A 14,651-nucleotide genomic window follows, 5' to 3' on the forward strand; every position below is an offset into this window, starting at 1 on the left:
ACATGCAGGCTGAAATGCCGGATAGTTATATTGAGGCACGACTCACTGTCGCCCGGACGATGGCCGATGCCGTCTGCAATTTTATCATCGATAATATCACCAGCGGGCTGGTCCTGGAAGAAGAGGACGAGTCGCCGGACACGATCATCACCTTCTATGTCGCGCCGGACAAAGAGTCGGCATTTCGGCAGGGACTCCCGACCTACCTGTCAGATGTTTACGGCCCGCTTGGCCAACCTGTCCCAAAGATAGCCGAAAAGCAGATCAAGAATGTCGAGTGGGTAGAAGAATACAAAGCCTCCATCCAACCGGTTCGGATCGCCGATGATATCGTGGTTCGTCCGAAATGGCATGATCGACAGCCAAACACCAAATATGACATCGTGATCGAACCAAAGATGGCTTTTGGCACAGGCACGCACGAGACGACGCGAAGCTGTCTGGCTGTGATCCGCAAGAATTTCCAACCGGGAATGCGATTTCTCGATATGGGGACCGGGTCAGGGATCCTCTCTATTCTCGCCGCGCAAATGGGGGCGACATACATCAAAGCGATCGATTACGATGTCACCGCTGTGCAGAATTGCCAGGAAAATTTCCAGATCAACGAGATCAAGACTCCGCATGATATTCTCTTCGGTTCGGTTGAGAAAGCGGCGGATGATCCGGTATATGATTTCGTGTGTGCCAATATCATCAAGAGCACTATCCTCCCAATGCTCCGTCGTCTGATCGGACTGACAGCACCTACCGGGACGCTGGTCCTTTCGGGGTTGCTGACGCAAGATGAAGAAGAGGTCACTCAGGCATTGCAGGGTCTGGGACATCCGAAGTTTGAGATCGTTGTCGACAACAAGTGGCTCACGTACGTGATCCCCAGGCAGTAGGCAATGGAACCGCCGATCTTTTTTGCCACCCCTGAACATCTGGCCGAAGAAACGGTCGTCTTATCGGCGGCCGAGTCGCATCATGCGATCGATGTCCTGCGGATGAAATCGGGCGACCTTGCTATCGCCGTCGATGGTCTGGGGAATGGCGCACGGGGAGAGATACGATTCAACAGCAAGAAACAGATCGAACTGGTGGTCCACTCTCGCCTGCGGCAATTCGGCGAACCGATGGTCAAACTAACTTTGGCGGCTGGGATGTCTGTCGGCTACAAGTTTGATGAACTGGTCGACAAGGGGACACAACTTGGGGTCAGTCGCTTTGTGCCTCTGATGACCGAAAAGTCCAAAGTGAAAGTTGAAGAATCCCGGCGGGCGCATAACAAAGCCGAACGACTGGAAAAAGTTGCGTTAGCCGCGATGAAGCAATGTCACCGATCATATCGACCGGAGATCGCTTTACCACTCAGTTTGAAGCAGTTTCTATCAGAGTCTGACGAGGGGATCAAGCTGATCTTCCATCCGAGCAGTGACAGTAAGTGGATTCAGGATATCCCGTTCGAAAGCAATCCCACTCGGGTGACCCTGCTGGTTGGGCCGGAATCCGGGTTCTCCGTGACCGAGTTTGCGGCCGCCAAAGAAAAGGGGTACCAGCCGGTCAGTCTGGGGAAACGGATCCTGCGGACCGAAAATGCCGGCCCGATCGCGGTTGCGCTGATCATGGCCCGACTTGGTGAATTCAATTAATCTCCAATCCTGCCGATAACCACCAGTGATGGATGGACTTCTCTACACCTATGTGACATTGATCGGCCTGGCGATCGGTTCGTTCGCCAACGTGTTGATCTATCGTCTGCCACGAGAAAAGAACGTGGTCTTAAGCCGTTCGGCCTGCCCGAATTGCGGGACCATGCTTCGATGGTACCACAATATCCCATTGATAAGCTATCTGGTACTCCGGGGAAAATGCGGATTCTGCAAGAAGCCGATCTCTTCCCGCTATCCTCTGGTCGAGGCGGTCAATGCGCTGATGTATCTCTATTTCCTCTGGCGTTTCGGGATGTCGTTGGAATTCCTGGTTTTCTGCTATCTCGGCACCGTGCTGTTGGTAGTCTTTTTCATCGATCTTGATTTTCAGATCATTCCGGACCTGTTGACCTATTCGGGGATGGTTCTCGGACTATTAGTAGCGCTGTTTCCCGGTGGTATCTCAATACTGAATTCGGCGATCGGACTTCTGGTCGGCGGCGGTTCGCTTTACCTGATCGCGATGCTCGGAGATGCGCTCTTCAAGAAAGAATCGATGGGGGGCGGTGATATCAAACTGGCGGCTATGCTCGGAGCATTTCTCGGCTGGCAAAAAGTATTGCTCATTTTCCTCTCGTCGGCGGTGATCGGTCTGGTGATCTCGCTGGCGATCATGGCATTTTCCGCCAAACTTCGCCAGGAGCGGGTTATCCCGTTCGGGCCGTTCATCGCCCTGGCGGCTGTGGTGACGATCCTCTATGGCGACCAGATCATTGCGTACTATCTGCACAATATTCTTGGCCTGAACTAGGCCATCCTTTTCCTCCCCACTAATAGACCGATACATAGGCTATGCCGTTCGGTAAAGCTAAATATCGATTTGAGTCCGAGGTACATCTCGGCCTGTTGAGCATTGTTCTGGTGCTGCTGCTGTTGAGCGTTGCCTCGAACCTGGTGCTGTTTAACGCCCGGGTACGACTTCAGGACGAAACCACTGACCGGCTCCGGACCGCGATCGTTGCTGTGACTCGTACGATCAACGACAATCATCTGGTGCAGATCCCTGATTCGTTGCGGCGCCATTTAGTGCGGCAGTATGAACTGAGCGGCCTGACCATTGTCCCCAATCATCCGACCGACAGCAGCCCGGCCGCCCACGTGAAATGGTTGCGGTCGATCCTGACCCAGTTACCTCCGTCTCAGGCACCGGATATCATAGACCGGCTGCTTCGAGCGGAGCCGAACAGATTGATGCGCGGGGATGACCAGCAGTTTTTTGTAGTGGCGCCACTTCCCAACGCCAATCAGAAGCGACTGGCGGTGGTTTCGGTCAACAGCTCTGACCTCGCTTATTTGCAGGATGGCAACCGAGTCGTCCTCTGGGTCGGGGCAGGGGTAACACTGTTGGCGGCTCTTGGGTATGTTATCCTCTCGCGTTTTATTTTCCGTCCATTCCGCAAGATCAGGGAACAGGCCAGACTGGCGGGTCGCGATGTTAGCGGGAACGACCATGAGGCAGACGCGGTAGTGGAGGAATATAGACGGGTGATTCGCGACCTCCGCGATAAAGAGGCTGAATTGACCCGCGTCAATGCCACCATACAATCCCGAGCCGATTCGCTAGAGCAGTTTAATGAATACTTGATGTCGTCGATCGATTCCGGGATCATCTCGCTCGATCTGGAAGGGAATGTCAAGGCGGTCAATCTTGCGGCGCGGAGAATTCTCGGCCTCGGTGACTGCTCTGATGACGAGGCTTATGCGCAGATACTGGGGCGAGCTACACCGCTGTCCCAATTGATCTGGTCGGCATTGCAGGGGAAACGGTATGCCGGATACAGCGAAGTAGCACATCGGCTCTCCGAGGGCCGCGAACTGGTTCTGGGGATCGCGTTGTCGACTGTCAGGGATTCCGATCACCATGTGTTGGGTGTGTCAGTGTTGCTGAACGACCTGACCGAAGTAACGAATCTTCGCCAGCAGGTGGAACAGAAAAATCGGTTGGCCGCTCTCGGCGAAATGGCGGCAGGGCTGGCTCATCAGATCAGAAATTCGCTGGGGGCGATCGGTGGATTCGGCAATCTCCTCAAGCGAAGACTGCTCAAACTCGACCAGACGACCGAGATGGCCGAGTCGCTCCTCAAGGAAGCGCGTGAAGCCGAAGACCTCGTCTCCAAATTCCTCGCGTTTGCTCGGCCCTTGAATCCGCAGACGCAAATAGTCGCCTTGCGCCGGATGCTGGATGACCTCAAGGAGAACTATCGGGTACGCGAAGACAGTCGCCAGATCGAGTGTGTGATCAGCGGCGAGGAAATTGAGATCGAAGCCGACCCGCTATTGCTAAAACAGGTGATCGGCAATCTGATCGACAACGCCATCCAATCGTATGGCGGCGAGGCGGGGCGGGTTGAAGTATCACTCTCCCGCGAAAAGGAGAGTGCTACAATCCGAATTACTGACTTTGGATCAGGTATCGCCGAAGACAAACTTGACAAGATCTTTACGCCATTCTATTCCTCTCGTCCGAGTGGGACCGGGCTGGGCCTTCCGTTGGCCAGCCGGATTGTCAGTCTGCATGGCGGCAGCCTGCAGGTTGACTCAGCCGTAGGCCGAGGGACGACCATTTTTGTCCATTTACCGTTATCCGTGCAACATCTCGAATCCGTCTCCTGACCCCTCCAGAAAATGCTTGGGAAATCGGCCATATCTGTTATATTGGCCGCACTTTTGCAGGAGGATGCATGTACAGTGTTTCGGATTTCAGACGGGGATTGCCTATCGTCGTAGACGATCAGCCGTACTATGTGGTTGAGTATCAACACTTCAAGATGGGTCGCGGAAAGGCGAATATCCGCACCAAACTCAAACATATCAAGACCGGATCGGTGATCGAAAAGGTCTTCTCATCCAATGATGTTTTCAAGCCTCCAGATCTCGAAAACCGACGCATGCAATACCTCTATGAGGCGACCGGCGAAGCGACCTTCATGGATGTTCAGAATTACGAACAGATCACCGTACCGGTAGAAAAACTTGGCGATGCCAAGTGGTATCTGATCGAAAACTCCGAGTACCAGGTGCTATTTCTGGATAACGCACCGATCTCCGTGGAATTGCCCGCGGCCGTCACCTTGCAGGTGACGGAGACCGAGCCTTCGGCCAGAGGGGACACAGTGAGCAACGTCACCAAACCGGCCAAGTTGAGCACCGGGCTGATGGTGAAAGTACCCCCGTTCGTCAAAGAGGGGGACATGGTTCGCGTCGACACCCGTAGTGGCGAATATCTCGAAAGAGCGTAAGGAGAGGATTTGCCGGTTATTATTGGAGTCGACGAATCGGGCAAAGGTGACTTTTTTGGGCCGCTGGTAATAGCGGCCCTTTTGGCATCCGATGACGACGTTGGTCAACTGACAGCCCTTGGCGTGCGTGACTCAAAGCAGATCGCCGATAAAAAACTGCTGCAGATCGACACACAACTTCGCGCGCAGTTCCCCCATGCAATCCGTGTGATCCTGCCCGAAGAATACAATCGGCTCTACCGCAAGATCAAGAATCTGAATATCCTCTTGGCGCAGGGGCATGCTGAAGTGATCCAGAAGGTGCTGGGAAAAGCGCCGGCCGACCTGGCGATCTCCGATCAGTTCGGCAAGCCTGAGCTGATCCTCAAAGCGCTGGCCGACTGTAACTGCACGGTGAGACTGGAGCAGACAGTTCGCGCGGAATCAATCCCCCAGGTGGGCGCGGCATCAATCCTGGCTCGCGCCGAATTCGTCCGCCAGATGGAACAACTCTCTGAACAGGCCGGGATGATTCTCCCCAAGGGGGCCGGGTCGCCGGTCGATTCTGCAGGAAGTCGGTTGGTTCAAAGTCAGGGAGAGGCCGTGCTTGAACGGTACGCCAAACATCATTTCAAAAACTACATTCGGGTCACGGCCCACGCCAACTCTACCAAATGAGAAGGCCGGAGGAAACTCCGGCCCGTCCAATTCATCAATAACTTCAACTCTGTCTACTTGACAAAACTGACCAGCTCACCAAGCTGTCTTCCATTCGGATAAGACTGCGTGGCGCCGATCACGTAACGAACCAGCCCGTACCCAGGCGCAAACCAGTACTTATTGGTTGAACCATCGGACAACTGATTTACGACACGTGCAGCACCGGCGAACGAAGACCCATTCGCCAGGATGATAGTCTCGACCGCTTCAACCTTCAGCTCGTTGCTACCGGTGGTTGGAAAAACCTTTGTCACTGCGCCGCCGTTGCCGCCATCCTCACCACCGAGAATTTCTCCGAAGTCTTCGTCACCGGTGACGATAGAGGCGGTGTCAGAATCGTATCCCGGATAGCGTGTCCACTTGGCGCCGGGCTGCAGCGGACCTTGGAGGATCCGTTCGCCGACTCCGTTGATCCCTTCATAGAGGTAGAGACTTGCTCCGGTGACTACGATGAAACTGGTATCGTAGCCGGTACCATTTTGATAAAACCACTGGGTGGCGGTGGCATTTGAGAAGGGAACTGCACCGCCCACTTTGAACGTGGTCGCAGAGGTCCGGCCATCAGAATCCCGCACTTCATACGTGGCGGTATACCCCTGATCGATCGGGAAGTAATACGTGATCAGGCTGGCATCCGTGGTCGTTTCGGTATAGGGCGCGATGATATCATCGTCAGAACAACTGATCAAAAAGAGGGAGATACCCAGACAGACGGTGGTCAAGAGTAGGATAGAAATTCGCTTCTTCATATGACTGCTCCTCCTGGTCGGATGAAGAGTTTGAAACAGGCTTGCGAGCGAGGAATAGGCAAGTTTGGTGCCGCGGCCGGAACGTCCGGCTAAGTCGTTATCCCCGTTACTTGCGCCTTTACTGCCCGTCAGGGGGGACCAAAAAGAACAGTCCAAAAAGTATGGGGAGATCCCCTCAGTCGCTGGCTGCCGGACATCCGCCCGCGTCCCTAAGCAGATAGCGCAAATTGCCGATAATTTGACAGATGGTAACGGCTTACGAAGGGACTGCGGATGTTCGGTGAATTGCTGGTAGACTGGATTGTACCGTTCGGATTGATCGCCGCTTTGGTGGTCATGGTTCAATTGCGCGACCGATTGATCGCGATCGATGAACGGGCGTATCACTTTGTTACCTCCGGTCTCGGTTTTCTCGCTCTCGCCGTGGTACTTCGCCTCCATCATCAGGGAGGATTGCTGACGCAAATGCCGTTTGTCTCAGATCCGATCTTCTACCGGCTCATCTTCTGGTCGGCGATCACTGCCGGCATCGGCTTGGTTGTCAGTGGTGTCGCAAGCTACCTGGCGGTAATATCCACCAGGAATGCTTCGCAACGAAATCACCTGGCCGGCCTTGAGCTGATACGAACAGTCGAGCGTCTGCTGACGATCGAACCTCGCGCGACCGCTCTTCTTGCAACGACAACAGAGCATTTGGCGAAGACCTTTGGTGCTTCGATGAAATCCATCTATCGCAGAGAGCATCGAACTGGTGATCTCTGCCGAATCGATCTTCCGGATCAACCTGTGATAAACAGCCTGCCGGAGCGCATCAGCTCTGCAGATTTGGCGACAGGGCTGACAAGATTATCTGAACAGACCCAACTCACCGCTTTCCCCGTGCGTACGGGGAATGCTGTCGAGGCGGTGTTGCTGTTGGGGCCATCTCTTGCACTCACCTCGGAAGACCGCATGAACATCTCTGTGGTGTGTGACATTCTGGGACACCGACTGGCGCTTGATATCGAGAGCGCTCGTCTCAAGGCAGAAACAGATCGCTCAGAGATGCTTCAGGAATTACGTGAGCGTGCCCGGAAACTGGATAGTCAGAGCCGCGTCATTTCGCTCCTGCTGGGCAGAGTGCGTGACCTGATGCAACTCGACCAGGCATCGCTGTCAATGATTCGGACCGATCTTGGACGGATGACCAGGTACACATCTGGCGCTGCTGGCTCAATATTGACCGAAAAAGGGCTGCCGATCCCGCAGGGGATTTCGCGCCAACTGGTGGCCGGACTCCTCGAGCCAGTCACGAAGATCAACGAAATGTCACAGTTTGGGTTGTCCGACCAGATGAGATCGGGCGTGGCGATCTGGTGCCGTCAATCCGATCGTACGGTCGTTCTCTTCTTGCTGGCATCAACGCAGACCGGCGATCTTGTAGCGGATAGTGACAGCAGCCTGGCCTATCTGGCTAACATAACAGATGATCTATTGACCGACCTGAAAGCGCGCCGCGCACGCAAACGGCAAGCGACCCAACTCGGAAGAGTACAGCAAATATTGTATCGAACTATGTCGCGCCCAGATCTCGAATCGACTGGAAAAGCGATCGCGTCATTCCTCCGGAATGAGTTACAGGTTGATCTGGTTCGGGTGACGACGGCGGACCAGAGTCCGTCATTTCTCCGCACTATCGGATTCTCCTGCGGTGAGGGAGTAGATTGCGCGGACGAGGTAACGATCTTGCGCAGTCACCTTCGGGTTCACGAAGAGGTCCTGAGTTCAGGCAAGGCAGTCTGGTTTGATGCAGCGCGGTCCGATCTGTCGATGTCGCAGGCGGAAGCTCAATCAATGTTGACTGCGCCATTGGGTGCGGTTGCGATCATGCCGATCAGAACCGGCGCGGGGTATGGTGGTACGATCAGTATCGCGTCGGGCCGAGGTGGGCGACGGGGCAGATTTAGTCGAAGTGAGCGGCAGTTGATCGCTCTGCTCGCGCAGGTTGCAGGAATGGCACTCGTGAATCATGATCGAACGGAAACAAACGCCGCCTGGAGCGTGACGCGGCCAAGTGACCGTCAGTTGCGCAGCCGAATGAAATCATCGCTCTCCGGCATTCTTGGCTCGCTTGAATTGATGCGGATGCCGGAGACGAACGAACGCCAGCTTGCGCATTACCTCAAAATCATCGATTCTTCCGCCCGTCGGATCAACGATTACTTGACCACTGGCTCAAGCGCGACTTCTGTTTTGGAAGGTGAGGGGAAAGATGTCCACCCGAACTGAGCAGCGTTCCGCATCGACGGCACACTGGCTGAGCGAGATAGTGTCACGCCACGGGCGTGTCTTTTATTCCGGGACTGGTTTCCCGCAGCTTTTTGAGCGGATAGAGCAGTCGGGGGAACACCATTTCGACAACACCTGGATCTATATTCCCGCACATTATCTTCAGATGGTAGCTGACCAATCCGACCAGCGTGGCGAACGGACCGGCATTGTCTGGGCCGAACCGATCTTGTGTGACGATCGTTCGGTGTTTCCTCTGCTTTATCGCGGCGAAGTGGTGGCCATGTTGTCGTCAGACACATCGGTCCTTCCTGAATTCGATTCCTCCGAACTGAACGCAATCCAGGGATGGTGCGCTGAATATGTGAATGATTCACCGGACCAGGTTCGGGAACGTTGCGGAATGTTTGTGCGCGAGCTGTTTCGGGGAGGAGACTCTCCACAGCAATTCATGAAGCGAGCGATGACCCTGTTGACCAACGGGTGGTCCCGAAGCTGTGCCGGATTGTATGTCGAGAGCCAGGGGACTTTCTGGCTGAATCTGGCGATCGGCGATGTCAGTCGATGGTTCCGACTGGTCAGGCATTTCCATCCCGAGGCGGCGATGCGGATGCTGGAGTCGGTCTACCGCCATGAGTATTTCATTCCGGCTGATACGATCGGTGATTATCCGACTTTCCTCGATGTTCTTCCGGATTTCTATTTTGTGCATGAGGGGATGCTGTCACCGCGCGCCAAACAGTTCATCTTGATGAGCGGCCCTGGAGCGATAACTCGATCGCAGGCGATGCAGTTGCAGGAATACGCACGGCTGGTGAGCGGGCTTCAGGAGTTCCAGTTTGCCTCGGGTAGTGAGTTGATCCCGAATTTCAGCCGACTGGCCGCGCAGGGCGTGGGGGAGAGTACTTTCGAACAAATGTTGACCGAAACCTGGAATTGGCTCTCTCAGCAGATCAGCTTGTCGCGCGTCGCAATTCTCTGCCGACTCGATGATTCACCGACCCCGTGCGGCCTGATCATTCAGCGTCAACAGGATGGTGAAACCCAACTGGCCCGGATGGAGCTACAGATCCCGCCGTACATTATCGAACGACTGAAAAACGGTAACGGGTACGCGATCGAAGATGTGCGCGGCGGGGAACTAGTTGACACTATAGCCAAGGAACGCTACCTGCATCATATCCTTTCAGAATACTACCTTCCGATCCAGACTCCTGCTGGCGTGATTGGCGCGGCAGTCTTCAGCGCACCAAGTGCGGGAGACTACCTCACTATGGAACTTCAGTTGCTGGAAGCGGTGACTGCATACTTCTCGCTCTGGATGCAGATGGACCGTCGCCGTGATTGTCACGGCAAAGAAGCTGAAAGCGTCACGGCCGCCCATGACTGACCTGCAAATTGAGCCATCGGGCTCGGGCAAAACCAAGTTGCATCTGGACATTCTGGCTGTCGATGATGACCCCCGTGTCCTGCTGGCCTTGACTGACATTCTCCATCTTGAAGACCACGAAGTAACGACTGCATTGGACGCCTGCCAGGCACTCGCTCTGTTAAGGCGGAAGCGATTCGATCTGGTGATCAGTGATCTGGGCATGCCCGGTATGTCCGGACTTGAACTGGGTGCGGAAGCCGGCCGCTTGTATCCCGGCCTGAAGTTTGTGATTGTTACCGGGTATGGCGCCAAGATCACCGAGGCAGAACGGGTGGCTGCCGGAGTTATTGGTGTCATGGATAAGCCATTCAAAATCAATGAATTACTGCAATTACTTCAACTGTCGGTCTAATTAGTCCTGGAACAAACTCCCTTCATAAAGCGTTTGCCTTTACTGAACGAGACGATATATTAGTCTCAGAACATTCTTCAGGGCGAGGTGTAATTCCTCGATCGGCGGTAGAGCCCGCGACCTGGGAGAAATCCCGGCTGAACCTGTGAGATTCAGGTGCCGACGGTTATAGTCCGGATGGAAGAAGATGGAAAGGCGGATACCGCTGGGCCGTTGGCCGAAGTGGCGCTATCCGTCTAGCTGATCGCCCTGAAGCTATATTGCTTGGGGTTTTTTTATGGCCGAAACGGCTGACAAGAAGTTCATGCAGCGAGCGCTCGAGCTAGCCGCTATGGGGCGTGGGATGACCTATCCCAACCCGATGGTCGGCGCGCTGGTGGTCAAGCATGGGCGGGTCATTGCCGAAGGTTACCACCGAAAAGTTGGTGCCGCGCACGCCGAGATCGAGGCGCTCAAGGGGGCCGGAAAGAAGGCCAAAGGGGGAACCCTCTATGTCACGTTGGAACCATGTTGCCACACCGGGCGGACCGGGCCCTGCACGGATGCGATCATCAAAGCCGGGATCGCCAAGGTAGTCGTTGCCTCGCTCGATCCGGATACTCGGGTCAATGGTCAGGGGATCAGGCAACTTCGTCGCCTCGGCATCGAAGTTCGAACCTCTGTCTGCAAGCAGGAATCGATTCTCCTCAACGAAGCATACTTTCACCACCAGAAAACCGGACTTCCATTTGTCATACTTAAGCTGGCTGAATCACTGGACGGGCGAATCGCCACCGGAAAGGGCGACTCCAAATGGATTTCAGGCAAGTCCGCCAGAGCATATGTTCACCGACTCCGCAGTGAGGTTGGTGCTGTGTTGGTGGGCGGAGAGACGGCGCGCAAAGATGACCCGGCCCTGACTGTTCGACTGGTCAAGGGGCAGAATCCCTATCGCATCCTGTTGACCCGTTCGCTGAATCAACCGAAGAGCATTCAGTTGATCGCCAACAACGCGGATCGGAAAACGATCGTCGCATCGAGCGAAGAATCAATCACTCGCTTTCTGGCCGGTGCGGATCATCCAGAGTTGATCTATTGGTCTGTCGCACCATCAGGGCCGGCATCGCTTGACCTTCTAGATCTGCTTCAGAAAGCGGGAGCGTTCGGGATCCGATCGATCCTGGTCGAAGGGGGAAGTCGCGTGGCGACCTCTTTTTTCGCGCAGGGACTGGTCGACAAGTTGGTGTTGGTGATCGCTCCGAAATTGATAGGCCGCGGTATCGAGTCGATCGGTGATTTGGGAATCAGGTCGGTCGACCAGGCGAAACAGTTCTCGCGAAGCAGATTCGTTTCGGTCGGCGAGGATATGATTTTCGAAGGATACCCGAAAAAGGGATAAGCCATGTTTACCGGCATTATAGAGAATATTGGCACGCTTGAGCGCATTGAGAGTCGCGGCAACTACCGCGTCCTCACGATTGCCGCGAACTTCTGTGCCGAGTTGACCGATGGTGAGTCGGTCTGCTGCGATGGTGCCTGCCTGACGGTCGTGAAATTCGACAAGAACGCTTTTATCGTGGAGGCCTCACAGGAGACCGCAGCGCGAACAATTCTTGGCCAATATCGGGTCGGCTCGAAGATCAATCTCGAACGGTCATTGCGCGTGAATGCGCGATTGGGAGGTCATCTGGTGAGTGGCCATATTGATACGCGAGGCACTGTCGCCTATGCCAAACCAGTGGGCGAGTCACTCGAGTTGGCGGTCGGATACGAGCGCCAATATGACCCACTGGTGATCGAGAAAGGGTCGATCGCTATCAATGGAGTCTCCTTGACGGTAAATGCGGTGAAGACCGGGGAGTGTGCGGTGAACATTATCCCCTATACCGTCAAAGCGACCGGACTGGGGAGTCTGAGGTCGGGCAGCATGGTGAATCTGGAATTCGACATGATCGGAAAATACGTTGCTCGAATGAGCGATCTGAATAAACGGTCGGGCGTGACGCTCGACAAACTGCATGAAAGCGGATGGTAATATGAACGCCGAGTTCACCTTCAATACGATCGAGGAAGCGATTGAGGATATCCGGGCCGGGAAATTCATCATCGTGATCGATGATGAAGATCGCGAAAACGAGGGAGACCTCGTGATGGCCGCAGAAATGGTCACACCGGAAGCGGTCAATTTCATGGCCAAGCATGGACGCGGACTGATTTGCGTGTTGATGCCGAATGATCGGCTGGAACGATTAAAGCTGCATCCGATGGTCGAAGTCAATACGGCCAAGTTGGGGACCCGCTTCACTGTTTCGGTGGATGCGATCCATGGTACGACCACGGGTATCTCTGCGAGCGATCGCGCGATCACGATCAAAGCGCTGTCTGATGAAAACACCAAACCGGAAGACCTCGGCCGCCCTGGCCATGTATTCCCGATTCAGGCTGTTTCCGGCGGTGTGCTTTCTCGTGCGGGACATACCGAAGCATCGGTTGATCTGGCGAGACTGGCGAATCTTCGGCCGGTAGGCGTGCTCTGCGAGATCATGAACGATGATGGTACCATGGCTCGTGTGCCCCAACTCTTTCCATTGGCGAAACAGTTCGGCCTGAAGATCATAACGATCCGTGACCTGATCGCTTATCGCCACAAGACAGAAAAACTGGTCACCCATATGACGACCGTCACATTCCCGACCGAGTTTGGGACTTTCCAACTGCATCTGTATAAATCAGAGCTCGACGACCACCATCATCTGGCGCTGGTCAAAGGGGACATTACCGGGAAAAAGAATGTCCTGGTGCGGGTCCATTCAAGTTGCCTGACCGGCGATGTTTTCCACTCCCATCGGTGCGATTGCGGGATGCAACTGCACAAGGCTATGCAGATGGTTGACGCTGAGGGAGCGGGTGTGGTTCTGTATATGCGACAGGAGGGGAGAGGGATCGGTCTGGCTAACAAGATACTTGCATACAAGCTGCAGGATCTCGGGCGGGATACAGTCGAGGCGAACGAAGAACTCGGATTTAAAGCCGATCTTCGGGACTACGGCATCGGCGCACAGATACTGTCCGACCTTGGGCTGACCTCCATTCGGTTGTTAACGAATAACCCAAAGAAGGTGATCGGCCTGCAGGGGTATGGATTGGAGATCGTCGAGCGAGTGCCGTTGCAGATCGAGCCAACAGCGCACAGCGCACGCTACCTTGAAACCAAACGTGACAAACTTGGTCATTTGTTGAATTTCTGAGAACTGGAGAGGATATATGAACGTGAAGGAATTCGAAGGAAAGCTTGATGCCACCGGGCTTCGGTTCGGGATCGTCGTCAGCCGTTTCAACAGCTTTTTCACCGATCAACTGCTGAATGGTGCGTTGGATTGTATTGTCCGCCACAACGGCACGCAGGAGAAAGTCGCAGTGGCGTATGTACCGGGCTCATTTGAGCTGCCGTTTGCGGCGGCGCGCATGGCGAAGTCCGGCAAGTATGATGCCGTAATCTGCCTTGGCGCAGTGATTCGCGGCGACACACCGCACTTTGACTTTATTGCCGCCGAGTCCTCGAAAGGGATAGCCCGACTCGGCCTTGAAATGGATCTCCCGGTTGTGTACGGCGTGATCACCACTGATACTATCGAACAGGCGATCGAGCGCGCAGGGACCAAAGCAGGGAATAAGGGATGGGATGCCGCGCAGACCGCCATTGAGATGGTGAATCTCTATAAAGCGATGGACAAATGAGCACAGACGAACGAGAACTGAGTGATTCTCCCCGACGACGCGCCCGCGAACTGGTCCTGCATGGCTTGTATGCCTGCGAAGTGACCGAGAACGACCCGCGCGATGTGCTGTCACAGATCGTTAAGGATGAATCGTTGTCGGGCAAAAATCAGGACTATGCCAAGGCACTATTCACGAAGGTGCGGGATACACGGGACTGGTCAGATCAGCAACTTGTCCTTCTGGCGACCAACTGGAAGCTGGACCGGTTTGCCGAGCTCGACAAGATCATCCTTCGGATGGCTATGACCGAACTTCGCGATATGCCGGATATCCCGGTCCGAGTAGTGATCAACGAGGCGATCGAACTGGCCAAGAAATATTCGACCAGCGAATCGGCCAGTTTCATCAACGGTATCCTCGATAGCTACGTCAAAAAGACCGAAGCTCAGCCGGAATCCTGAGCGACTCCTACCACTTATAAGGCGCCTTCGAGATTTTTCTTCGAGGGCGCTTTCTCTT

General features: G+C 54.7%; 15 protein-coding genes and 1 riboswitch. Of the genes, 14 read left to right on the forward strand and 1 reads right to left on the reverse strand.

The genetic code is table 11. The features are described from left to right. The first annotated feature begins 2 nt into the window (after nucleotides 1–2). The 6 genes from prmA to rnhC all read left to right on the forward strand — a co-directional run bounded on the left by prmA (nucleotide 3) and on the right by rnhC (nucleotide 5,590). Nucleotides 3–887 (forward strand): 50S ribosomal protein L11 methyltransferase, encoded by an 885-nt coding sequence (prmA, locus tag IPH75_03430; protein ID MBK7141119.1) that lies wholly within the window; start codon nucleotides 3–5, stop codon nucleotides 885–887. 3 nt (nucleotides 888–890) lie between these two features. Continuing rightward, nucleotides 891–1,634, forward strand: a complete 744-nt coding sequence (locus tag IPH75_03435; protein MBK7141120.1) for a 16S rRNA (uracil(1498)-N(3))-methyltransferase — start codon at nucleotides 891–893, stop codon at nucleotides 1,632–1,634. Nucleotides 1,635–1,662: 28 nt separating this feature from the next. Next, nucleotides 1,663–2,445 (forward strand): prepilin peptidase, encoded by a 783-nt coding sequence (locus IPH75_03440; protein MBK7141121.1) that lies wholly within the window; start codon nucleotides 1,663–1,665, stop codon nucleotides 2,443–2,445. A 41-nt stretch (nucleotides 2,446–2,486) separates the two neighbouring features. Continuing rightward, nucleotides 2,487–4,307, forward strand: a complete 1,821-nt coding sequence (locus tag IPH75_03445) for a hypothetical protein (protein ID MBK7141122.1) — start codon at nucleotides 2,487–2,489, stop codon at nucleotides 4,305–4,307. Nucleotides 4,308–4,375: 68 nt separating this feature from the next. Further along, on the forward strand, nucleotides 4,376–4,933 hold the full coding sequence (efp, locus tag IPH75_03450; protein MBK7141123.1) for an elongation factor P: 558 nt from the start codon (nucleotides 4,376–4,378) through the stop codon (nucleotides 4,931–4,933). Nucleotides 4,934–4,942: 9 nt separating this feature from the next. Beyond that, nucleotides 4,943–5,590, forward strand: a complete 648-nt coding sequence (gene rnhC, locus IPH75_03455) for a ribonuclease HIII (protein ID MBK7141124.1) — start codon at nucleotides 4,943–4,945, stop codon at nucleotides 5,588–5,590. A gap of 53 nt (nucleotides 5,591–5,643) precedes the next feature. Here rnhC and IPH75_03460 read toward each other — a convergent pair whose 3' ends face one another. Then, on the reverse strand, nucleotides 5,644–6,381 hold the full coding sequence (locus tag IPH75_03460; GenBank protein ID MBK7141125.1) for a hypothetical protein: 738 nt from the start codon (nucleotides 6,379–6,381) through the stop codon (nucleotides 5,644–5,646). A gap of 273 nt (nucleotides 6,382–6,654) precedes the next feature. Between IPH75_03460 and IPH75_03465 the strand changes: the two genes are divergently transcribed. The 8 genes from IPH75_03465 (at nucleotide 6,655) to nusB (ending at nucleotide 14,593) form a co-directional block, all read left to right on the forward strand. Beyond that, nucleotides 6,655–8,649, forward strand: a complete 1,995-nt coding sequence (locus IPH75_03465; GenBank protein ID MBK7141126.1) for a hypothetical protein — start codon at nucleotides 6,655–6,657, stop codon at nucleotides 8,647–8,649. Next, complete coding sequence (locus IPH75_03470) at nucleotides 8,633–10,039, forward strand: hypothetical protein (protein MBK7141127.1); 1,407 nt, start codon at nucleotides 8,633–8,635, stop codon at nucleotides 10,037–10,039. The genes IPH75_03465 and IPH75_03470 overlap by 17 nt, the downstream gene beginning before the upstream one ends. After that, nucleotides 10,032–10,433: a response regulator gene (locus tag IPH75_03475; protein ID MBK7141128.1), complete on the forward strand. Its 402-nt coding sequence runs from the start codon at nucleotides 10,032–10,034 to the stop codon at nucleotides 10,431–10,433. The genes IPH75_03470 and IPH75_03475 overlap by 8 nt, the downstream gene beginning before the upstream one ends. Before the next feature lie 69 nt (nucleotides 10,434–10,502). Further along, nucleotides 10,503–10,626, forward strand: a riboswitch (FMN riboswitch). A gap of 84 nt (nucleotides 10,627–10,710) precedes the next feature. Further along, entirely contained in the window at nucleotides 10,711–11,811 is a 1,101-nt protein-coding gene (gene ribD, locus IPH75_03480) for a bifunctional diaminohydroxyphosphoribosylaminopyrimidine deaminase/5-amino-6-(5-phosphoribosylamino)uracil reductase RibD (GenBank protein ID MBK7141129.1), read from the forward strand. A 3-nt stretch (nucleotides 11,812–11,814) separates the two neighbouring features. Beyond that, nucleotides 11,815–12,447, forward strand: a complete 633-nt coding sequence (locus IPH75_03485; GenBank protein ID MBK7141130.1) for a riboflavin synthase — start codon at nucleotides 11,815–11,817, stop codon at nucleotides 12,445–12,447. Nucleotide 12,448: 1 nt separating this feature from the next. Next, nucleotides 12,449–13,660 carry a bifunctional 3,4-dihydroxy-2-butanone-4-phosphate synthase/GTP cyclohydrolase II gene (locus IPH75_03490; GenBank protein ID MBK7141131.1) on the forward strand — a complete coding sequence of 404 codons (1,212 nt, stop codon included), beginning with the start codon at nucleotides 12,449–12,451 and terminating at the stop codon, nucleotides 13,658–13,660. A 16-nt stretch (nucleotides 13,661–13,676) separates the two neighbouring features. Continuing rightward, complete coding sequence (locus IPH75_03495; protein MBK7141132.1) at nucleotides 13,677–14,150, forward strand: 6,7-dimethyl-8-ribityllumazine synthase; 474 nt, start codon at nucleotides 13,677–13,679, stop codon at nucleotides 14,148–14,150. Next, nucleotides 14,147–14,593, forward strand: coding sequence for a transcription antitermination factor NusB (gene nusB / locus IPH75_03500; GenBank protein ID MBK7141133.1), 447 nt, complete (start codon nucleotides 14,147–14,149; stop codon nucleotides 14,591–14,593). The genes IPH75_03495 and nusB overlap by 4 nt, the downstream gene beginning before the upstream one ends. Nucleotides 14,594–14,651 lie beyond the last annotated feature (58 nt).

The organism is bacterium, assembly GCA_016708025.1.
Lineage (GTDB): Bacteria > Zixibacteria > MSB-5A5 > GN15 > FEB-12 > FEB-12.